Origin of the sequence: Pseudomonas sp. UBT (genome assembly GCF_050915955.1) — a bacterium.
In the GTDB taxonomy this organism is placed as follows: domain Bacteria; phylum Pseudomonadota; class Gammaproteobacteria; order Pseudomonadales; family Pseudomonadaceae; genus Aquipseudomonas; species Aquipseudomonas antarctica_A.
In genome coordinates this window covers 1,362,245-1,382,073 of the sequence record NZ_CP168079.1, presented here as the reverse complement: position 1 = coordinate 1,382,073, position 19,829 = coordinate 1,362,245, and the positions used below count along the sequence as shown (strand labels likewise).

Genomic DNA, 19,829 nt, shown 5'->3' with positions numbered 1-19,829 from the left:
TCATTTCAGGGCCCTTTCGACGGCGTCGGTGAATGGTTTGGGCGAGGCCAATTGCATCTCGCGGCTGGCAATTTCCACCGCGACTTGCACGGTGCTTGCACGGGTCAGGCGTTCGCCGCTGGCGAGGTCGGTGATCAGGTAATTCACCTTCAAACGGTTCTCCCATTCCACCAGGCTGGCGCGCACATTGATCGTCTGGCCAAAGGTGGCGCCGCGCACGTAGCGCAGCTGCATGTCGATCACCGGCCAGGCGTAACCCGACTCGAGCATCGCCGTGTAGTTGTGGCCGATCCTGTCCAGCAGCTCGCAGCGCGCCACTTCCAGGTACTTCACGTAATGCCCGTGCCACACCACATTCATGGTGTCGATATCGAAAAACGGCACGAGGATCTCGGTGTCGCAATGCAACACGCCCTGGCTACGCATGCAGCCTCCAGTGTTGCTCGGCAATACGTTTGAGGCACAGGCGCAGTTCGCCTTCCAGTGCGCGGTCTTCGATGACCGGCGGGAAGTCCTTGGCCAGTTCTTCATGCATGGCGGCCAAGGCAGGTGGCAGCGCGCGTGCATCGTCAGCCTGGGCGCGCAGCCACACGCCCTGGTTGGCGGCAAGCAGCGTCGCGGCGGCGACCTGCTCGGTCAGCTCCAGCACGCGGATTGCATCGCGGGCGGCGATGGTGCCCATGCTTACTTTGTCCTGGTTATGGCACTCGGTAGAGCGCGAGAACACGCTGGCCGGCATAGTGTTTTTCAGCGCTTCGGCGGTCCACGCGCTGGTGCCGATCTGCACAGCCTTGAAACCGTGATTGATCATCGCGCGGTCGGCCGGGGCACCCGACAGGTTGCTCGGCAGGTCGTGGTTGTAACGCACGTCCACCAGCAGTGCGAGCTGGCGGTCGAGCAGGTCGGCAACGTTGGCCACCAGGGTCTTGAGGCTGTCCATGGCGAAGGCGATATGCCCGCCGTAGAAGTGCCCGCCGTGCAGCACGCGTTCTTCTTCGGCGTCGATGATCGGGTTGTCGTTGGCGCTGTTCAATTCGATTTCGATAAACGAGCGCAGCCAGTTCAGGCTGTCGGCCAGCACGCCAAGCACGTGGGGCGCGCAGCGCAGCGAATAGCGATCCTGCAGGCGGTGCAGCGGCGCGGTCGGCGCATCAATCGCCAGGTCCTTGCGCAACCAGGCGGCGACTTGCATCTGCCCCGGGTGCGGCTTGGCGGCGAACAGGCGCTCGTCGAAGTGTTCCGGGTTGCCTTGCAGCGCCACCACGTTCAACGCGGTGATGCGTGTGGCCAGTTGCAGCAGGTAGTCGGCACGGGCGAAGGCCAGGCAGGCGAGGCCGGTCATCACGGCGGTGCCGTTCATCAATGCCAGGGCTTCCTTGGGGCGCAATACCAGCGGCTCCCAGCCCAATTCGCGGTGCACGTCAGCGGCCTGGCGACGTTCACCTCGGAACATCACTTCGCGCTCGCCGGACAGGGTCGCCGCGACGTAGGACAGCGGGGTCAGATCACCGCTGGCGCCCACCGAGCCTTCTTCCGGGATCAGCGGCAGTACGTCGTGTTCAAGGAATGCGTGCAGACGCTCCAGCAACTCCACACGCACACCGGAAACACCGTGGCACAACGACTGTAAACGTGCCGCCAGCACGGCCCGCGTGGCTTGGGCGTCCAGTAACTTGCCCAGCCCGCAACCGTGGAATGTGTAGAGGTGACGCGGCAAAGCCTCGACGTGCTGCAACGGCACCGCCACCACGCAGGAGTCGCCGTAGCCGGTGGTCACGCCGTAGATCACGCCTTCCTTGTCCAGCAACGAGTCGAGAAACTGCGCGCCCTTGGCAATGCGCTGGCGATAGGCGGCATCATCCTGCAATTGCGTGGGCACCTGACGGTTAGCCAGGGCCAATACGTCTTCAATGCGCAAAGCGTGTTCGCCAAAGGTTACCGGCTCAAGATGCGTCGTCATCGGTCTTCCAGAAAGGGTAAAAGTTGAACCACTGTTGGGGCGCTTCCAGGCAGAACTGGCCCAGGCGCGCGGCGTAGCGCGCGGTCCACAGGGCAATCACCTGCTCGCGGGTGCTGCGCTTCCATTCGATCAATGGGGTGAACGGCTCGATGGTCAGGCGATAGCGGCCGTTGTGTTTCAGGCACATCAGCAGGTTGACCGGGCATTTCAACAGGCCGGCCAGCAGCCACGGGCCTTGGGGGAACGCGGCGTGATGGCCGAGGAAATCTACGCGGACCTTGCGCCCACCGTGCAGCGGCACGCGGTCGCCGGCAATCGCAAGCCACTCGCCGTCGTCCAGGCGCTGGCTGAGCAGCAGCATGGTCGCGGGGTCCAGCTCGCTGACCTGGATCAGGCGCAAATGGGTTGCCCCGGCTTCGCCCAGCAGACGGTTGAAGCGTTCTGCGTGCTTGGTGTGCACCAGCACGTTCATGGTGACTTGTTCACCGATCTCGGCCAGCGCACGGCACACTTCGAGGTTGCCCAGGTGCGCGCCCACCAGCATCTGCCCGCGCTCGCCGCGCAGTTGCCCACGCAATTGCGCGGGGTCGTTGATTTCAATCTGTTCGATGCGCAGCTTGCCGTTCCACACGTCGAGCTTGTCGAGCAAGGAGTCGGCGAAGGCCATGAACTGCCCGAATACACGTTTGTGGGTGGGCCGCAACGCATCGCGCCCGCTCCAGTCGGCCAGGCGCTGCTGGTATTCCCAGGCACTCTGGCGTGCCGTGCGGCCGAACAGGAAGAAGTACAGCACGATGCCGTACAGCACCGGGCTTAACAGGCGGCGGCCGAGCACCTTGGCGGCGACGGCGGTGAGTTTCATCAGCCAGAAGCTGCCACGCTCCTCACGGTCGGCCCAGTGTTTGCTGCTGTCGCTCATGCCTGCCACCGTCGCCACAGGATCATTGGCGCGCGCACCAGCATGCCGAAGAACAGCCGCGTGTGCATGGCTGAGATACGCACGTTGTCGCGGAACAAACGGAAGTGCGACAAGCCGTCGGCGGGGTAATGCACTTTGGTCGGCAGCCAGCGCATCGGCTGGTTGCGCCAGGCCAGGCGCACCAGGATGTCCGAGTCGAAATCCATGCGCGTGCCGATGTAGGCCGAGTCCATCAACGCCAGGGTGGGCGCCAGCGGGTACACGCGAAAGCCGCACATCGAGTCGCGAATCTGCAGCGACAAGGTATTGATCCACACCCATACGTGGGTCAGGTAACGTGCGTACAGGCGGCCCTTGGGCACGCTCTCGTCGTATTCCGGGTAGCCGCAGATCACGGCGTCCGGTTGCATGCGGGAGGTGTCGAGGAAGCACTCGACTTCACGCAGGTCGTGCTGGCCGTCGGCATCCACTTGCAGGGCGTGCGTGAAGCCCAGGCGCGCAGCTTCGCGGAAACCGGCCATGACCGCGCCACCCTTGCCTTGATTGTTCGGCAGGGTCAGCAAGGTAACGTTTTCAAGCGTCGCCAATTGCGCCAATACCGCCGCGCAGGCCGGGCTGCTGCCGTCGTCGATCAGCAGGCACGGCAGGCCGCTGTTCAACAGGCTGTGAACCACGGCGGGTACGGCGGCTTCGTGGTTGTAGACCGGGATCAGGGCGCAGGGGTTATGCATGCGCGGTCACCAGTTGAATCCGGCCGCTGGAGCAGGCTGCGACGCCGTTGCGGTAGGCGAAGTACAGCTTGCCGCGTTCCGGGTCGAAGCGCAGGTGTAACTCAACTTGATCGCCGGGGCGCACCAGTTGCTGGAACTTGAGCACTTCCATGCCGGCAAAGGTGGCGGGCAGGTCGAGCAGTTGCTGGCCGAGGTTGAACGCCCACTCCACTTGCACCACGCCTGGCAGTACCGGTGTGACGGGGAAGTGGCCGCTGAAGTAGGCCAGGTCCGGCGGAATGTTCAGCTGCACGGTCCATTCGCCATTGGCTTGGACTTGCTCCAGCACTTCCGGCGCTTTTGGCCGTGGCGCCAGCAGCAGCGCGGCGACGTCGGCCTGGGGTAGTTTGCCTTGGGCATTGAGCGGCAACTGGCGCAGCAAACGCCAGCGGCGGGGCAGGGCCAGCGCTTCGCAATGTTGGCTCAGGTGCTGGCGCAAGGTTTGGGTGACGGTGCGGCGGCCCTGGTTGCGCAGGGCATGCAAGCCTTCGGCACTGAGCACCACCAGCGCGCCGAGTGATGCGCGGTTTTCCTGCACCACGCCCAGCCGGGTGTCGGCGACCCAGTCATGGGCCATCAGCGCCTGTTCCAGCATGGGCAGCGAGATGCGTTTTTCTTCCAGTTTGACGATACGGTCCAGACGCCCCAGCAGCTCGAAACGGCCATCGGAATGGATGCGCGCAGCGTCGGCAGTTTGTTCGATATGCCCGGCGGGCAGGTACGGTGAGGCGATGCGCAGGGCGCCATCGGCGTCCTGGCTCAGTTGCACATCGGCAAACGGCTGCCAGGGTTGTGCACCCTGGCGCCAGGCGATGCCGCCGGTTTCGGAGCTGCCGAGGATTTCCGTCGGCCATTGCTGCAAGCGGTCGTACAAGCTGCCGGCAGCCTCCACGGGCAACGCGCCGCCAGAAGAGAAGACACGCGACACCTGGCTCAGCGCGGGCCAGTCGAGGTTATCGCCCATGCGCTTGAGCAACGCCGGGCTGGCGACCCAGGCAAATTGCGGGTGCTCACGGCTGGCGCGCTGCATGTCTTCGGGGAAGGCCAGTTGTTTGCGCACAAAGGTACGACCGGCGCACAGCGGCCACAGCACGCGGAACAGCAAGCCGTAAATGTGCTGGGTGGCGACGCTGCCGATGATGCAGGCGTCTTTGAGGTCCGCGCCCCACAGGTCTTCCAGGGCCTCGACTTCATTGGCCAGCTGGCGCAGGGTCTTGTCGATACGCTTGGGCTCGCCGCTTGAGCCAGAGGTGCACAGGCTGAGTTGGCAAGTATCCAGGTCGAGCGCGGCAGGGCTCAATGGCACTTGATACAACGCATCGAGATCGGCGGCGTCAACCAGCCAGGCGTCTACCGCACCGTCCCAGCGTTGGCGGGTCTGGGGTTGCAGGTCGGCGGGCAGCAGCACGCTGACCCCGGCTCGCCAGGCGCCCAGCAGGGCAATCGCCAGCTGGCCGGCATCTTCAAGGTGCACCGCCAAACGCTGGATACCCCGCGCTTGCAGGCCCGCCGCCAGGCTCAGGGATTGGGCCCACAGTTGGGCGTGATTCATCGCAGGTTCGGTGGTGACCGACCGTTGTTCCAGCGGCTCAAGCAGCAAGTGCTCAAGTTTCAACCCATTCATACGCGGCCTCGAACCCTTTGTCGTACCAGCCATTCCACGGCAAACAACAGCCCCATCAGCCCGTAGGCGATCAGCCCGTTGTACAACGTCCACCAGCTCAGCGGCGCCCACAGGGTGAGGGCGGCGGCGAGCAGGCCATTACACAGAAAAAACACACTCCATACCACGGTGACCCGGCGGGTATACACAACCGCTTCGGGCGGCAGTTGCGGCTCGGTCATGCGCGCCAGGCGTTCGACCATCGGCGGGCCATATTTCAGGCTCAGGCCAAACAGCGCCAGCATGAACGCGCTGACCAGGCTCGGGTACCAGCGCAGCAGGTGCGGGTTGTCGAACCAGGCCAGCAGCAGGCAGAACAGGATCACCGCCACGGCCATCCAGCGGCTGCCGGGGCGGCGCGCTCCGGTCAGCGCACGCAACAGCCACAGGCTGCCCAGCAGCAAGCCGAATTGCCATGGCGCAAAGTGTTCGGTGCCGTAATACACCGCAAAGGGGTACAGCAGCCCCGCCAGCAACAGGCCAAGGCCGATCAAGCGTCTCATGCGGCTGGACTGACCAGACGGTACACCGCCTCAACCACGTCATCGACGGTGCGCACCGCCTTGAACTCTTCGGCGGCGATCTTCTTGCCGGTCTGGCGCTTGATATGGTCGATCAGGTCCACGGCATCGATGCTGTCGATTTCCAGGTCCTGGTAGAGGTTCGCGTCGAGGGTGACGCGTTCCGGCGGCAATTCAAACAGTTCCACCATGGCGTTGCGCAGGGTGTTGAAAATATCGTCACGAGTTTGCATGGTCCGGTCTCAAGCTGCCTGTCTGGCCGTGACGAACGCCGCAAGGCTGGCCACGTTGGTGAAGTGATTGCGGGTGTCCTTGGCGTCGGCATCGATCTTGATGCCGTACTTTTTCTGAATCGCCAGGCCCAATTCCAGGGCGTCGACTGAATCCAGGCCCAGGCCTTCGCCGAACAGGGTTTGTTCGCTGCCGATGTCGTCGACGCTGATGTCTTCCAGGCCCAAGGCCTCGATGATCAGTGTCTTTATGTCGTGCTCAAGGCTGTGTTGGTCGCTCATCTTCGGCGAGCTCCTTAATAAAATAGTCGTGCAGGTAATCGTTGAGCTTGCGTGAAGCCTGGGGCGCGGGCCCGAGTGCGGCAAACGCTTGTGGTTGTATATCGGCCCCTACCCGCAAACTGAAGTGCACGCGGCATTTAGGGATGCGATACCAGGGTTCGGCCTTGGTCAGGGTGCTGGGGCTGACCTTGATCACCACGGGGGTGATGATTGTCGCACCGCGCAGCGCAATGGCGGCGCCCCCGCGATGAAAGGCGGGCACCGCGCCGGGTGAAGTGCGGGTGCCTTCGGGAAAGATGATCAGTGTCTGGCCTTCGCGCAGGGCATCGGCGGCGGCATCAAGCATTTCGGCGCTGCCGTCGTTGCTGATATAGCTGGCATCACGCACCGGCCCACGGGTAAAGGGGTTTTGCCACAGGCTCTGCTTGACCACGCAGTTGGCCTGGCGCACCAGGCCGATCAAAAACACCACGTCGATCAGCGACGGGTGGTTGGCAATGATCATCTGGCCGGGGCGCCCGAGTTTTTCCGCGCCTTCGACGCTGTACGTCAGCACGCCGGCGCGTTGCATCAGGCGAATAAAGAACCAGAACAGCTTGCTGATGGTGTGACGGGCACGGCGCTGGTGTTTTTCAGCGCTGCCCGGCAGGCAGGCGAGCAAGGGAAAAACCAGCAGACGCAGGCACAGCCCGCCGACGCCGAACAGGAAGAAGCTGGCGGCGGTGGCAAACAGGCGCCAGTAATAGGCGTCCCGTGGCTTGTCGGTCATGGCTGGCGTTGCCAGTTCCATACGCGGTTCTTCCAGGCATGTTGGCAGGCGGCCTGTTCAGTGAGCAGGGTGCGCAGCAGGTTCAGGGCATGAGGCCACTGGTTTTGAGTGAGTTGGACAGCGCCGCTGTTTAGTTCCAATCGCCACTCGTCGCCCGGTGTCAACAGCAGGCCGAGTGCATAGGGAAAGGGCACGTCAACGATCCAGCTGGCGTAGGCCTCGGGCGGTTGTTCTTCGGTAATCACCAGCAATACTGCGGGGGCGCCTTCGTTGAGCAGCGCGGCCGCTTCGAGCATGCCGTGTTCCAGGCCATCGCCGGCAGCGGCGAGGGCGGTCATTTCGCTGGTTTCGTTGCGCAGGATCGACCACAGGCCAATCACCGCGTTATGCACCGACAAGCTGAACTGTGTGGGCGACAGCGGCTGCTCGTTGGCCAGGTCGCTGAGGATGTCGAGGGTGCGCGGGGTTTCGCCGTGCCGGGAGATAAACACCAGCGGCAGGTCTTGCAGGCCCTCGGCCAGCGGCCAGCCCACGCTGAACGCCATGCGCGCCAGTCGGCTCAGGCGGCGGCGCTGCATGGCGGGCAGGAATGACACATCGGGGGACGCATCGCTTGCGGGCAGCATCACGGGCGCCTGGCACCAGGCGTGCCAGTCGTGCGCAGTCTCCAGGCCAGGAGCCCAGGCGCGCCATTGGGCGATATTGAAAGTGATCACTGAGAAGTTATCCCGCCCCTGCGGGCTTCCATGTGCGGCCGTTGGCCCCGAATACCGGGACAGGGAACAATGACCGAATGGCGCGCATTATCCCGGTGCTGCGGGGTTCTAGCAAACATTGGTAAATAATTGTTCACTGCTTATTACAATTTTCTGGAAAGGATTTACACATTGTCCTTTACCTCAGGCCAAGAGGATTGTCGGACTATTCCTTTTAATGTGTCGGGGGGCGGGAGAATCTGACCGCCGTGATGCGGCAGTGCATGGATGAACGAGGTAGCTAACAGGCGCTTTTGCCCTCTACACTCGGACATTCATTGATACACGGAGGTTTTTCCATGCGGCGTGTGGTGTTCAATCAGAAAGGTGGCGTTGGCAAGTCCAGCATCGCCTGCAACCTGGCGGCGGTGAGCGCCAGTGAAGGCTATCGAACCCTGTTGGTGGACCTCGATGCACAGGCCAACTCAACCCAGTACCTCACTGGGCTAACCGGCGACGATATCCCGATGGGCATTGCCGAATTCTTCAAGCAAACCCTGTCTTCCGGGCCGTTTTCGAAGAAAAATCGGGTGGATATCTACGAAACGCCGTTCGATAACCTGCATGTCATCACCGCGACCGCCGAGTTGGCGGACCTGCAGCCCAAGCTTGAGGCCAAGCACAAGATCAATAAGTTGCGAAAGCTGCTGGATGAGCTGAGCGAGGATTACGACCGGATTTACCTGGATACGCCGCCAGCCCTGAATTTTTATGCGGTTTCGGCGCTGATTGCCGCTGATCGGGTACTAATCCCCTTCGATTGCGACAGTTTCTCGCGCCAGGCGCTGTACGGCTTGCTGGCGGAAATCGAAGAATTGAAGGAAGACCACAATGAAGGCCTGGAAGTGGAAGGCATCGTGGTCAACCAGTTCCAGGCCCGTGCGAGCCTGCCGCAGCAGATGCTCGATGAGCTGATTGCCGAAGGCCTGCCGGTGCTGCCGGTGTACCTGGCCAGCTCCGTGCGCATGCGCGAGTCGCACCAGGAGAACAAGCCGCTGATCCACCTCGACCCACGGCATAAGCTGACGCAACAGTTTGTGGAGTTGCATAACTTGCTGGAAAACGCCTGATCCTTGCTGTCACCGCATAACCTGTGGGAGCTGGCTTGCCTGCGATACAGGTGACCCGGTCTGTCAGGCACACCGAGGCGATGCCATCGCAGGCAAGCCAGCTCCCACCTTTGTTTTTGCATTGTTGTAGGGGGATTTGGATGGGGCCCACAGAGGCTGTAGGAAGGGTCTGGCAAACGGGGTTGTGCCTTGTATCGTTGCCTACAGGTAAGCCAGAATCCGCCGGCTTGTGCGTCTGGATGGGCGTCTCTAAGGTTCTCGGAACGCTGAATGTTCAGTGGTCGGGTTTAGTAGCCCGAAGAACGGCGTAAAGTGCACGAGCTTCATCTAGCAGACTTTTGTCTGTGTTTGATGGTGGCTGTGCGTAGGGCATCTTCGGGTGCGCCGGCTTTGCGTTGTTCCCCGGTCTACTAACCTGCGCACAGCTGCCACCCTCGTTTAGTAGCGAGGTAAGGGCGGCCCACTCCGGGAATAACGATGAAAACCAGTAATCTTTACAGCATTACCCCCAACCTCTCCACAGAAGCCCTCGTGCTCAACAGCTACGAGACCTTCTCTTCCGTTCGAACCCTATTGCTCAACCTGTCCAACGATCTCACCGTCGAACACCGCGACGTCGCCCTGGCTATCCATCAATTAAGCGAACTCGGTGTACAACTCGTAGGCCAGATGATGGACCGCGAATCCCCCGTAGCCTCAAGGTAAAACGCGGACAAAAATGTGGGAGGGGGCTTGCTCCCGATAGCGGTGTGCCAGTCACTGCATACATTGACTGACCCACTGCCATCGGGAGCAAACCCCCTCCCACATTGGTCGCGGTGCTCGCAAAATCCGAATTACACGCCCTGGCTACGCAACCAGCTCATCAACTGCGGCAACGGAAAAGCCCCACTCTGGCGCGCCACTTCGCGGCCGTTCTTGAACAGAATCAAACTGGGGATCGAACGAATCCCCAACTGCGCCGAGAGCTGCTGATTAGCCTCGCTGTCCAGCTTGGCCAAGCGACATTTGCCTTCCAACTGAGCGGCTGCCTGCTCAAACACCGGCGCAAAAGACTTACACGGCCCACACCACTCGGCCCACACGTCCACCAGCAGCGGCAGGTCGCCCTTGATCTGGCTGGCGTAGTCACCTTGTTTCAGCTCAAAAGGCTTGTTGAGCAAAACGGGTTGCTTGCAGCGCCCGCACTTCGGCGCATCAGCCAGGCGTTCGCCGGGGATACGGTTGAGGCCGTTGCAATGCGGGCAGGGGATGACAAGAGGTTCGGACATGGTGGGCTCCTTGGGTATGGCCAATGGAGTGAATTTGGAGTCAGCGCCCGGGTTTATCAAGGCGTGGAGCAAATGACTTATCCCCTCACAGTTTGCCGATGCTGATGTGAGGCCGCCTGTCTGCGCTGTCGGAGCTTGTTCTGTTTTGCGCCATCTGTCTGTTTGCGGATATAGCAAATTGCGATAGTTCGGATTCGGGTTTAACCTTCATGGCACGATGCGATAAGGATGTTGCATGCGAGTGATCAGCGAGAAAAGGATTTGGGAGGCAAAGGAAAAATGGCCACGTTCAGCAAGTGCTTTAGATGAGTGGTACCGCCGGATTAAGCGCAACAGCCCGGCTGACTTCGCTTCTATGAAAGGCATTTTTCCCGCAACAGATAAAGTTGGGCAGCTCCATGTGTTCGACATTGGGGGAAACAAGCTGAGGCTAATCGCTTTCGTGCGGTACCAAAAGCAACGAATTTACATCAAGTATCTGCTAGATCACCGCGCCTATGAACAGGACAACTGGAAGGAGAAAATCAGATGAGCGCACTCATTCGGCTCGCTGCTGAACATTGGCAATTTGTTTCACCCTTGCTGCGCAAGCCTAAAAATGAGGCGGATTACGACGTACTGGTGACTGCTCTCGACGAACTGCTGGACCTGATCGGTGAGGATGAATCAAATCCTCTGATGAGCTTGGTGGATATTCTCAGTGATTGGATTGAAGCCTACGACCTTGAGCATCGCCCGATGCCCGTCGCCAGTGGTGTGGACGTGCTGCGCGCAATGATGCGCGAGCACGGTTTGAACCAGAGTGATTTGCCAGGTGTAGGCACGCAGTCGGTCGTTTCGGAAGTCCTGAGCGGTAAGCGCAAGCTCAATCTGCGGCAGATTAGATGGCTGGCCGACCGATTTGGGGTGTCAGTGGAAACCTTTATCTAGGGGTTTTATGACGAACAACTAATCTCCAAATGCTTGCCCCAATCCGGCGGCCGCTGGGCGTATTGCTCCATCCCCGGCTGTTCTTCGAACGGTTTGCTCAGCACTTCATGCAGCCGCCTTACTTCGCTGTAATCACCTGACTCGGCGGCGGCGATGGCGTTCTGCGCCAGATAGTTGCGCAGGATGTACAGCGGGTTGACCGCATGCATCCGCTCACGGCGCTGCACTTCGCTGTAATCCCCATCCCGGGCAACCCGGGCTTTGTACAGCTCAGCCCACGCATCAAACCCGGCCAAACCGACAAAGTCATCACGCAACCGCGCCACGGCCAACGCCGCCGGCTCATCGCCCAGGCGCCGGAAGAACAGCGTGTAGTCCACGCCGCTGTTCTGCATCAGTTTCAGCAAGCGCTCCACCAGCTTCTGGTCATCCTCTTCGGCGGTGGTGAGCCCCAACCGGCGGCGCATCAAGTCCAGGTAGTGCGCCTGATACAGCGGCAGGTACAGACCGAGCGCTTCTTTCAAGGCGTCGACGCTGATAAACGGCGTGAGTGCCTGGGCCAGCGCACTCAGGTTCCACTGCCCGATCGGCACCTGGTTGCTGAAGGAGTAACGCCCTTCATGATCGGAATGGTTGCAGATGAAGTGCGCATCAAAGTCGTCGAGAAACGCAAACGGCCCGAAGTCGAAGGTGATGCCCAGGATCGACATGTTGTCGGTGTTCATCACGCCGTGGCAGAAGCCATAGGCTTGCCATTTGGCGATCATCTCTGCATTGCGTTCGACGATTTCGCGGAACATTGCCAGGTAGGGCTCGGGCTGTTCGCGGCACTCGGGGTAGTGCAGGTTCAACACGTGTTCGGCCAGTTCTGCCTGCTGCTCGGGCTTTTTGGTGTAGTAGAAATATTCGAAATGCCCGAAGCGAATATGGCTGTGAGCCAGGCGCAACACCATGGCGCCACGTTCCTGTTTCTCGCGCCATACCGGGGTGCTGGAGCCGACCACGCACAACGCGCGGCTGCTGGGAATGCCCAGTGCGTGCAGGGCTTCGGAAGCGAGAAATTCACGAATCGAAGAACGCAGCACCGCGCGACCATCGCCCATGCGCGAGTAAGGCGTCATCCCGGCGCCTTTGAGGTGCAAGTCCCAATGCTCGCCAGCCGCGTTGTACACCTCACCCAGCAACAACCCACGGCCATCACCCAGTTGCGGTGTGTAGCCGCCGAACTGATGCCCGGAATAGACCATCGCCCGTGGTTCCGCTTCGGCCCACAGCTTGTGCCCGCTGAAAAGCTCGGCGAACACCGGCGTTTCGGCCACCGCCGGGTCGAGGTCAAGCAGTGCCATGGCGGCACTGCTCGCCACGACAAGGCGCGGCTCGTCGAGGGGTTCGGGCAGTACGTGGGTTGAGAACGCGTCGCCCAGGCGTGCGAAGCGGTTGTCGAAGGTCAGTTCGTCGAGGGCTTTCACCGGCCATCTCCAGCAGAATGTCCGAGCATTCTGCTGGGGATAGACGCGTTAGTCGAGTTTGCTCGGCGGCGGCTCTTGCGCACCGCCGTCGTTGGCGGGCTTGGCCGGGGTGTCGACTTCTACCAGTTTGTATTCCTGGCCGTGGAGGTTTTTGAGGTAGACCTCCATCTGACGGAACGAGATGTTGATGTGGTGGTTCTTGAACTCACGGTTGATAAAGCGGTTTACCTCGTCGATTACCGGGTTGCGGTCACCCAGGTCGCGCACGTGCATGCGCAGTTCGTGGTCGAGGGTGCTTTCGCCGAAGTTGAGGAAGTACACATGGGGTTCCGGCTCTTTCAGCACGCGGGGGTTTTCCCTGGCGGCCTTGAGCAACAGATCCTTCACCAGATCCAGGTCTGAACCGTAGTCCACGCCCAGTTTCAGTGTGACGCGGGTGATGGTGTCGGTCAGCGACCAGTTGATCAGTTGCCCGGTGATGAAGGTTTTGTTCGGGACAATGATGTCTTTGCGGTCGAAGTCGGTGATGGTGGTGGCACGGATGCGGATCTTGCTGACCGTGCCCGACAGGTTGCCGATGGTGATGGTGTCCCCGATGCGCACCGGGCGTTCGAACAGGATCATGATGCCGGAGATAAAGTTGGCGAAGATCTCCTGCATCCCGAAGCCCAACCCCACCGACAGCGCCGCCACCAGCCATTGCAACTTGTCCCAGCTCACGCCGAGGGTAGACAGCGTGGAGACGAAACCCACGCCGGCAATCACATACGACAGCAAGGTGGTTGTGGCGTAGGCGCTGCCTTGGGCCAGATCCAGCTTGGACAGCACCAGCACCTCGAGCAAACCGGGCAGGTTGCGCGCCAGGGCAAAGGTGATGCTGATGATGATCGACGCCCCGAGCAAGTCGCCGATGCTGATCGGCACCATGCTGATATTGGCGCCGGTGCCGCTGGTGTATTCGTAGAGGGTGACGTTGTCCAGGTAGGAGAAGACGGTGATCAGGTCTTTCCACACCCAATACAGCGCGGCGATAAAACCGCCGAGCAGGGCCAGGCGAATCAGGCGCATGGACTGTTCGTTGACTTGCTCGATGTCCAGGGTCGGTTCTTCTATCACCGCTTCGCCGTCACCGGCTTCCTTGGCGGCCTGGCGTTTGGCCAGGGCGCGCGCATAGGCCAGGCGCCGTGCGGCCACTCCCAGGCCGCGCACGAAGGTGGCCTCTATGACGAGCCAGAACATCAGCAGGTACAAGGTGTTGATCAAGCGGTCGCTGAGCTTGAGCGCGGTGTAGTAGTAGCCAAAGCACACCGCGATAAACAGGGCGATGGGCAGGGCGGTAAACATCAAGCCTACGGCTTTACGAAACAGCGAGGCTTTTTCGTGGGTCGGGCTGTTCAACAGCAGGCGGCCCAGCAGCCAGGCCATCAGCGCGTAGCAGGTCAGCACCACGCCGATGCCCAGCACGTCGTCGGCCAGCGCTGCCGGCTGGTGCTCGGCGATCGCCACCACCGCCACCAGGGCCAGCACCACCAGCCCGAGCTTGCGTACCCATCCCTGCAGAAAGTGGACCTGAGGCCGCTCCCAACGGAAGTGCAGCTCTGCCACGCCGCCCGGGGCGAGGATTCGGTAAGCGGTGTAGAACACCAGCCATGCCTGGGCGATCTGCAACAAGGCAGCGCCCAGGTTGGCGTTTTGCCCACGGGCGTCAATTTGCAATGCGTAGCCGCACAGCGCCAGGCCCAGGGACACCGGCATCGCCAGCAGGATATTGATCAAAATCGCCTGCGGCGTGTGCCACTGGCTGTCGCGTTTGAAGTGGCCGATGTCCAGGTGCACCTTGTTCAGGCGCTGGTACAAGGCTTTGCGCCGCCACAACAGCGCGCCGATCAATAGCAGTAACGGCAGGAACAGCAGTGGGCGCTGGGTCAGGCCGTCATACAGTTCGCTGACGCTGGAAGCCCAGGGCAGGGTGGTGACCTGCTTGCTCAGGTGGTCCGGTACGGTTTCCAGCCACTCGGTGTCCAGCGGCTTGTTGCTGGGGATCCAGAACATTTGCTCGTCGAGGGTCGCACGCAGGTTGGTGGCGGTGCTGAGCAGTTGTTTCTGGTTCAGTTGCAGGGTGATCGATTCGTTGAGCAGCGCGCTCAGCTCACGGCTCAGGCGCTCCAGCAGGTCGCTGCGGGTGATTGCCAGCTCCAGCAGGGTACGTCGCAGTTGCGGCGTTACGTCGTCGGGTGGCTGGTTGGCGAGCAGGTTATCCACATACGTGCTGGGGGTGCTGATCAGCTCGCGCTGCTGGTTGACCTCGAACTGGTACAGGCGAATGTTGGCGATATCGTCTGCCAGGTTGCGATCCACGGTGAGGCGTGGCAGCGCCTGTTTTTGTTTATAGAGAATCTTGGAGAGCAGCAGGCTGCCCTTGAGCACGTTGATCTGTTCGTCCAGCGCCGAGTCGCTTTGGGTCACGGTGTCCAGTTGCTGCTTGGTCTGCAGGTTTTTCTGGGTCAGGTCGTTGAGGCGGTCGGTGCTTTTGAGCAGGTAGTCGGAGAGCTTCAGGTTGGCTGCGCTCTCCGTGGCCAACAGGCTGCTGCCGCCGGCTTTCTGCGCTTCGATGGATTGTTGGGTAACGGTCTGCTGGGATTGGGCCAGGCGTTTCTGGTTGATCAGGGTTTGCAGGTCCTGGATCTCTTGTTCCAGGCGCGCGGTTTTTTCCACCACCAGATCGTGCTGGCTGTTACCCAGGTCTTGCAGTTGGCTGTTGCCGGCCAGTTCCTGGCGGCGCAGCGGGATCAGGGCATTGAGGGCCGCGAGTTCGGCGTTCAACTGGTTGCGCTGGTCGCCGCTGAGCGTCTTGCCGTTGTCTTTGCCGGCCTTGAGGATCGAGTTGATCTGCTGGATGCGCGTCTGGCTGCTGCTGATTTCAGTCTGGGCGCGCTCGGGCCGTGTCTGGGCGGCGATGGTCAGGCTGTTGGCCTCGGCCAGCTCTTTTTGCAGGTCGCCTTGCTGGGTGGTGCGCTGCACCAGCAATTGCTCGAGCTGCGGCACCGGCAGGGTGGCGTAGCGTTGGGCCACCGGGATGATTTTGGTGGCCTTGAGCCGCACCAATTCACGCTGGTTGTCGGTGGTCTGGCGCGGGGCGGCTTCCAGCTGGCGTTTGAGGTCGGCGAGGCGCTGCTCGTAATCCTGCTTGTTGCCCAGGTAGGTCAGGGTCTGTTGCAGGATTGTTTGCAGCGCCTTCATGTCGGCATCGGGCAGCTTGCGGTCGGGCAGCTTGTCCAGGGTTTGCTGGATGGCGTCGGCGCTGGGCGGGTCGGCGGCGTAAACGCTGCCGACACAAAGGGTCAGGCCCAGCAGGGCAGTGGCTATAAAGGTGCGCAGAGTTGTCATGGATACCGGTCGAGCAAGGTAAAGAAGGTGGTGGCGTGGCGCCATAGCCCCGCAGTTTAGAGGAAGAGTCCAGGGCCTGGACGACTTCCTTCGGGGAATTTGACGCCGACTTTTCCAATCTTGTTCCCGTCCATGACTGCGACGGTCCACAGGGTGTTGTTCCATTCCACTTGGTCGCCCACAACCGGCGCGCCGCCGACTTTCTGAGTGATGAAGCGGCTCAATGGCATATCCGGGTCGATGCCTTCGAGCTTGAGGCCGTACAGGGCGGAGACCGCGCCCAACTGGGCGTCGCCTTCGAGCACAAAATCGCCGAAGAAACGCAGGTCGAGGCCGCGTTGCGGTGCCTGGCTGAACAACTTGCCCAAGGCCGGGAGGTTGTGTTCGTGGCCGATCACACAGAGCAAATCGTCGACTTCCAGCACCGTACTACCCGACGGGTGGAGCAGTTGCTGGCCGCGGAACAGGGCGGCGATGCGTGTGCCCTCGGGCATTTTCAGCTCGCGCAGGGCCGCGCCGATGCACCACTTCTCCGCGCCCAGGCGGTAGACGAACAGCTCCCACTCGCTGGTGACGTGTACTTCGAGGGCCGCGCGGGAAATCGGCGCAGGTTCCGGCGGTACGGTGACTTTCAGCAGCTTGGCCACCCACGGCAGGCTTGTGCCCTGCACCAGCAACGACACCAGCACGATAAAGAACGCCAGGTTGAAATACAGCTGCGCGTGAGGCAGGCCGGCCATCAACGGGAACACCGCCAGGATGATCGGTACCGCGCCGCGCAGGCCGACCCAGGCGATAAAGGCTTTTTCGCGACCGTGGAACGCTTTGAACGGCAGCAGGCCGACCATCACCGACAGCGGCCGCGCAAACAGGATCATCCACAGCGCCAGGCCCAATGCTGGTAGGGCAATCGGCAGCAAGTCATGGGGCGTGACCAGCAGGCCCAGCACCAAAAACATGCCGATCTGTGCCAGCCAGGCCATGCCGTCGAGCATGTGCAAAATGCCGTGACGGCTGCGCACCGGGCGGTTGCCGATGACCAGGCCGCACAGGTATACGGCGAGGAAACCGCTGCCGTGCAGGGCGTTGGTCAAGGCAAACACCAGCAGGCCACCGGCGATCACCAGAATCGGGTACAGGCCGGTGGCCAGGTTGATGCGGTTGACCATTTGCAGCATCAGCCAGCCGCCGCCCAGGCCGACAATACCGCCGATGCCGAATTCACGGATCAGGTGGCCCAACAGGCTCCAGTGCAGGCCGGTTTGGCCGCTGGCCAGCATGTCGATCAGGGTGACGGTGAGGAACACGGCCATTGGGTCGTTGCTGCCGGATTCGATTTCCAGGCTGGCGCTGACCCGTTCGTTCAGGCCCTTGCCGCCCAGCAGCGAGAACACTGCCGCGGCGTCCGTCGAGCCGACGATGGCGCCGATCAACAAGCCTTGAATGATATTAAGGTTGAACAGCCAGGCCGCAGCCATGCCGGTGAGGCCGGTGGTAATCAACACCCCCACCGTGGCCAGCGATAATGCCGGCCAGAGTGCCACGCGGAAACTCGCCACCCGTGTGCGCAAGCCGCCGTCGAGCAGGATCACTGCCAGCGCAAGGTTGCCCACCAGGTAGGCGGTCGGGTAGTTATCGAAGATGATGCCGCCGCCGTCGACGCCGGCGGCCATGCCTACGGCCAGGATGATCACCAGAATCGGGATGCCCAGGCGTGACGAAAGAGAACTTACCAGAATGCTCGCACCCACCAGCAACGCGCCGATCAAGAACAGGCTGTTGATGGTCGTCGCATTCAAAGGCAGTACTCCAGAACTGGGAAGACGGGCGCGAACTGACCATGCAGTCTGCGTGCCAGCGATTCTAACCTGTTGAATTGCAGTGCTGTCAAAAAGCTTTCGCGGGCCTGCACCCATCCAATGTGGGAGCTGGCTTGCCTGCGATGCGGGCAACCCGGTAAGCCAGGTTCACCGAGGCGATGCTATCGCAGGCAAGCCAGCTCCCACAGGAATCGACTTCGCCAGGCAGGTTGTGGGTTACAGCCTGAAGCGTCCCACCATCCCATTCAAATCCACCGCCAATCGCGACAGCTCACTGCTCGCCGCACTCGTCTGGCTGGCGCCGGTCGCCGACTGCACCGACAGATCGCGGATATTCACCAGATTACGGTCCACTTCCCGCGCTACCTGTGCCTGCTCTTCCGCCGCGCTGGCGATGACCAGGTTGCGCTCGTTGATTTCGACGATCGCGGTGTTGATGGTGTCCAGCGACATCCCGGCGCCTTTGGCGATATTCAACGTCGATTCCGCGCGCTCGGTACTGTTGCGCATCGAATTCACCGCATGCTCGGTGCCGGCTTGAATGCTGCCGATCATCCGCTCGATCTCGCTGGTGGACTGCTGGGTGCGATGGGCCAAGGCCCGCACCTCATCCGCCACCACGGCAAACCCACGGCCGGCTTCACCGGCACGCGCGGCTTCAATCGCAGCGTTCAGCGCCAGCAGGTTGGTCTGGTCAGCCAGGCCGCGAATCACGTCCAGCACCTTGCCGATATCCCGCGATTCATTGGCCAGGTCGCCAATCAAGGTGGCCGTGGCTTGCACGTCGCCGCTCATGCGCTCGATGGCGCTGACAGTTTCCTGCACCAGATCACGGCCATCACCTGCAGAAGTGGTCGCATTGCGCGACGCTTCGGAAGTGCTCACCGCATTGCGTGCGACTTCTTCGACGGCGCTGGTCATCTCGTTGACGGCGGTGGCGGCTTGTTCGATTTCATTGTTTTGCTGGGTCAGGCCGCGCGCACTTTCGTCGGTGACGGCGTTCAGCTCTTCCGCTGCCGACGCAAGCTGGGTGGCGGAACCGGCGATGCGTTGCAGGGTGTCGCGCAGCTTGTCTTGCATCTTGGCCATGGCGGCCAGCAGGCGGCCGGCTTCGTCGTTGCCGTCGACCTTGATCGGGCGCGTCAGGTTGCCTTCGGCCACTTCTTCGGCGGCTTCCAGGGCCTGGGCGATTGGCAGGGTGATGCTGCGGGTGAGCAGCCACGCGAACAACAGGGTCAGCGCCGTGGCAATGATCAACAGTCCCACCACCAGCTCAAAGGCCATGTCGTACTGGTCTTTGGCTTGCTGGTTGGTGGCGTTGGCCATCTTGTTGTTGATGTCGAGCAGGCGCGTCAGCACCGTGTTGACCTGCTCGGAGTTGCTCAGCAACTCGGTGTTGAGCAAGGCCCGCAGCTCGTCGATCTGGTTGGCGCGAGACAAGCTCTTCATGCGCTCCTCGATCTGATGGTACTGGCTGAGCAAACGCACGTATTCGTCATAGGCGGCCCGCTCTTCGCCGCTTTCGATGAGTTTTTCGTAGACGCCCTGGGCGCTGCGGATCTGCTGGTTGCGCAGTTCAAACGCCTCAAGGGTCTTTTGCTGCACGTCCGGCTCGCGGTTGGTCAGCAGGCGATACGACAACACCCGCAGGCGCAGAGTCAGCTGGGTGAACTCGTCGAGGGCGCGAATGCTTGGCACGCTGGACAGGGTGATGTCTTCGGTGGCTGCGCGAATCTTGCTCATTTGGTTCAGGGCGAACACGCCGAGAAACAACATGAGTGCGCCAATAAACGCGAAGCCAAGAAAGGCCCTCGGCGCGATATTCATATTACGAAGAGACATGCTGGAATCCTGGGGAGAAGCGCGATCCGTGCGGCCGTGAGACGGGGTGTGTATGAACTATCGGCCATGCGACTAAAGTCTTAAGGGGGCGCGCGCTTTTGTCGCATCTGACGAGCAGTTGCGCGGATTCAGGAACCAGATCGGGTAAATGCAGTCACTAAGGCTCGAAAG

General features: G+C 61.4%; 18 protein-coding genes and 2 pseudogenes. 4 read left to right on the top strand and 16 right to left on the bottom strand.

Features of this window, described 5'->3' with window-relative positions:
- The 10 genes from ACDZ94_RS06355 to ACDZ94_RS06310 are packed head-to-tail and all read right to left on the bottom strand — an operon-like array spanning window position 1 to window position 7,830.
- A complete protein-coding gene (locus ACDZ94_RS06355) occupies window positions 1-426 on the bottom strand; it encodes an acyl-CoA thioesterase (RefSeq protein ID WP_432751214.1) in 426 nt (141 codons plus the stop codon).
- Complete coding sequence (locus ACDZ94_RS06350) at window positions 419-1,960, bottom strand: HAL/PAL/TAL family ammonia-lyase (protein WP_432751213.1); 1,542 nt, start codon at window positions 1,958-1,960, stop codon at window positions 419-421. Before ACDZ94_RS06350 ends, ACDZ94_RS06355 begins: the two co-directional genes overlap by 8 nt.
- Window positions 1,944-2,879 carry a glycosyl transferase gene (locus ACDZ94_RS06345; RefSeq protein ID WP_064450328.1) on the bottom strand — a complete coding sequence of 312 codons (936 nt, stop codon included), beginning with the start codon at window positions 2,877-2,879 and terminating at the stop codon, window positions 1,944-1,946. Before ACDZ94_RS06345 ends, ACDZ94_RS06350 begins: the two co-directional genes overlap by 17 nt.
- Complete coding sequence (locus tag ACDZ94_RS06340; RefSeq protein ID WP_064450329.1) at window positions 2,876-3,610, bottom strand: glycosyltransferase family 2 protein; 735 nt, start codon at window positions 3,608-3,610, stop codon at window positions 2,876-2,878. Before ACDZ94_RS06340 ends, ACDZ94_RS06345 begins: the two co-directional genes overlap by 4 nt.
- Entirely contained in the window at window positions 3,603-5,273 is a 1,671-nt protein-coding gene (locus tag ACDZ94_RS06335) for an AMP-binding protein (RefSeq protein ID WP_432751212.1), read from the bottom strand. The genes ACDZ94_RS06340 and ACDZ94_RS06335 overlap by 8 nt, the downstream gene beginning before the upstream one ends.
- On the bottom strand, window positions 5,270-5,815 hold the full coding sequence (locus ACDZ94_RS06330) for a hypothetical protein (protein ID WP_064450331.1): 546 nt from the start codon (window positions 5,813-5,815) through the stop codon (window positions 5,270-5,272). The genes ACDZ94_RS06335 and ACDZ94_RS06330 overlap by 4 nt, the downstream gene beginning before the upstream one ends.
- A complete protein-coding gene (locus tag ACDZ94_RS06325) occupies window positions 5,812-6,066 on the bottom strand; it encodes an acyl carrier protein (protein ID WP_064450332.1) in 255 nt (84 codons plus the stop codon). The genes ACDZ94_RS06330 and ACDZ94_RS06325 overlap by 4 nt, the downstream gene beginning before the upstream one ends.
- 9 nt (window positions 6,067-6,075) lie before the next feature.
- Window positions 6,076-6,345: a phosphopantetheine-binding protein gene (locus ACDZ94_RS06320; RefSeq protein WP_064450333.1), complete on the bottom strand. Its 270-nt coding sequence runs from the start codon at window positions 6,343-6,345 to the stop codon at window positions 6,076-6,078.
- Window positions 6,323-7,135, bottom strand: a complete 813-nt coding sequence (locus tag ACDZ94_RS06315; protein WP_221293746.1) for a lysophospholipid acyltransferase family protein — start codon at window positions 7,133-7,135, stop codon at window positions 6,323-6,325. The genes ACDZ94_RS06320 and ACDZ94_RS06315 overlap by 23 nt, the downstream gene beginning before the upstream one ends.
- Window positions 7,111-7,830, bottom strand: coding sequence for a beta-ketoacyl synthase chain length factor (locus ACDZ94_RS06310; protein WP_064450335.1), 720 nt, complete (start codon window positions 7,828-7,830; stop codon window positions 7,111-7,113). Before ACDZ94_RS06310 ends, ACDZ94_RS06315 begins: the two co-directional genes overlap by 25 nt.
- Before the next feature lie 338 nt (window positions 7,831-8,168).
- On the opposite strand from ACDZ94_RS06310, the gene ACDZ94_RS06305 reads away from it, so the two are divergent.
- Window positions 8,169-8,939, top strand: coding sequence for a ParA family protein (locus ACDZ94_RS06305; protein ID WP_012721840.1), 771 nt, complete (start codon window positions 8,169-8,171; stop codon window positions 8,937-8,939).
- Window positions 8,940-9,416: 477 nt separating this feature from the next.
- A complete protein-coding gene (locus tag ACDZ94_RS06300) occupies window positions 9,417-9,644 on the top strand; it encodes a DUF6124 family protein (RefSeq protein WP_221293747.1) in 228 nt (75 codons plus the stop codon).
- 131 nt (window positions 9,645-9,775) lie between these two features.
- Here the strand turns inward: ACDZ94_RS06300 and trxC are convergent, their stop codons facing one another.
- Complete coding sequence (gene trxC / locus ACDZ94_RS06295; RefSeq protein WP_221293748.1) at window positions 9,776-10,210, bottom strand: thioredoxin TrxC; 435 nt, start codon at window positions 10,208-10,210, stop codon at window positions 9,776-9,778.
- A gap of 235 nt (window positions 10,211-10,445) precedes the next feature.
- On the opposite strand from trxC, the gene ACDZ94_RS06290 reads away from it, so the two are divergent.
- Together ACDZ94_RS06290 and ACDZ94_RS06285 are read left to right on the top strand one after the other, a co-directional pair.
- On the top strand, window positions 10,446-10,742 hold the full coding sequence (locus ACDZ94_RS06290) for a type II toxin-antitoxin system HigB family toxin (RefSeq protein WP_221293749.1): 297 nt from the start codon (window positions 10,446-10,448) through the stop codon (window positions 10,740-10,742).
- Window positions 10,739-11,140, top strand: a complete 402-nt coding sequence (locus tag ACDZ94_RS06285) for a helix-turn-helix domain-containing protein (RefSeq protein WP_221293750.1) — start codon at window positions 10,739-10,741, stop codon at window positions 11,138-11,140. Before ACDZ94_RS06290 ends, ACDZ94_RS06285 begins: the two co-directional genes overlap by 4 nt.
- A 5-nt stretch (window positions 11,141-11,145) precedes the next feature.
- Here ACDZ94_RS06285 and selO read toward each other — a convergent pair whose 3' ends face one another.
- The 5 genes and pseudogenes from selO to ACDZ94_RS06260 form a co-directional block, all read right to left on the bottom strand.
- Window positions 11,146-12,609 (bottom strand): protein adenylyltransferase SelO, encoded by a 1,464-nt coding sequence (selO, locus tag ACDZ94_RS06280; protein WP_432751211.1) that lies wholly within the window; start codon window positions 12,607-12,609, stop codon window positions 11,146-11,148.
- A 48-nt stretch (window positions 12,610-12,657) separates the two neighbouring features.
- A complete protein-coding gene (gene mscK / locus ACDZ94_RS06275) occupies window positions 12,658-15,996 on the bottom strand; it encodes a mechanosensitive channel MscK (protein ID WP_064450341.1) in 3,339 nt (1,112 codons plus the stop codon).
- Between the two features lie 56 nt (window positions 15,997-16,052).
- Window positions 16,053-17,795 carry a potassium/proton antiporter gene (locus ACDZ94_RS06270; protein ID WP_064450342.1) on the bottom strand — a complete coding sequence of 581 codons (1,743 nt, stop codon included), beginning with the start codon at window positions 17,793-17,795 and terminating at the stop codon, window positions 16,053-16,055.
- A gap of 237 nt (window positions 17,796-18,032) precedes the next feature.
- Window positions 18,033-18,632, bottom strand: a pseudogene (locus ACDZ94_RS06265) (methyl-accepting chemotaxis protein); the annotation flags it as partial.
- A 303-nt stretch (window positions 18,633-18,935) separates the two neighbouring features.
- Window positions 18,936-19,592 (bottom strand): annotated as a pseudogene (locus ACDZ94_RS06260) (MCP four helix bundle domain-containing protein); the annotation flags it as partial.
- Window positions 19,593-19,829 lie beyond the last annotated feature (237 nt).

Bases quoted from the DNA above. Each gene is read 5' to 3' on its own strand.
- ACDZ94_RS06355 (WP_432751214.1), bottom strand. From the start codon at position 426: ATGCGTAGCCAGGGCGTGTTGCATTGCGACACCGAGATCCTCGTGCCG.
- ACDZ94_RS06350 (WP_432751213.1), bottom strand. From the start codon at position 1,960: ATGACGACGCATCTTGAGCCGGTAACCTTTGGCGAACACGCTTTGCGC.
- ACDZ94_RS06345 (WP_064450328.1), bottom strand. From the start codon at position 2,879: ATGAGCGACAGCAGCAAACACTGGGCCGACCGTGAGGAGCGTGGCAGC.
- ACDZ94_RS06340 (WP_064450329.1), bottom strand. From the start codon at position 3,610: ATGCATAACCCCTGCGCCCTGATCCCGGTCTACAACCACGAAGCCGCC.
- ACDZ94_RS06335 (WP_432751212.1), bottom strand. From the start codon at position 5,273: ATGAATGGGTTGAAACTTGAGCACTTGCTGCTTGAGCCGCTGGAACAA.
- ACDZ94_RS06330 (WP_064450331.1), bottom strand. From the start codon at position 5,815: ATGAGACGCTTGATCGGCCTTGGCCTGTTGCTGGCGGGGCTGCTGTAC.
- ACDZ94_RS06325 (WP_064450332.1), bottom strand. From the start codon at position 6,066: ATGCAAACTCGTGACGATATTTTCAACACCCTGCGCAACGCCATGGTG.
- ACDZ94_RS06320 (WP_064450333.1), bottom strand. From the start codon at position 6,345: ATGAGCGACCAACACAGCCTTGAGCACGACATAAAGACACTGATCATC.
- ACDZ94_RS06315 (WP_221293746.1), bottom strand. From the start codon at position 7,135: ATGGAACTGGCAACGCCAGCCATGACCGACAAGCCACGGGACGCCTAT.
- ACDZ94_RS06305 (WP_012721840.1), top strand. From the start codon at position 8,169: ATGCGGCGTGTGGTGTTCAATCAGAAAGGTGGCGTTGGCAAGTCCAGC.
- ACDZ94_RS06300 (WP_221293747.1), top strand. From the start codon at position 9,417: ATGAAAACCAGTAATCTTTACAGCATTACCCCCAACCTCTCCACAGAA.
- trxC (WP_221293748.1), bottom strand. From the start codon at position 10,210: ATGTCCGAACCTCTTGTCATCCCCTGCCCGCATTGCAACGGCCTCAAC.
- ACDZ94_RS06290 (WP_221293749.1), top strand. From the start codon at position 10,446: ATGCGAGTGATCAGCGAGAAAAGGATTTGGGAGGCAAAGGAAAAATGG.
- ACDZ94_RS06285 (WP_221293750.1), top strand. From the start codon at position 10,739: ATGAGCGCACTCATTCGGCTCGCTGCTGAACATTGGCAATTTGTTTCA.
- mscK (WP_064450341.1), bottom strand. From the start codon at position 15,996: ATGACAACTCTGCGCACCTTTATAGCCACTGCCCTGCTGGGCCTGACC.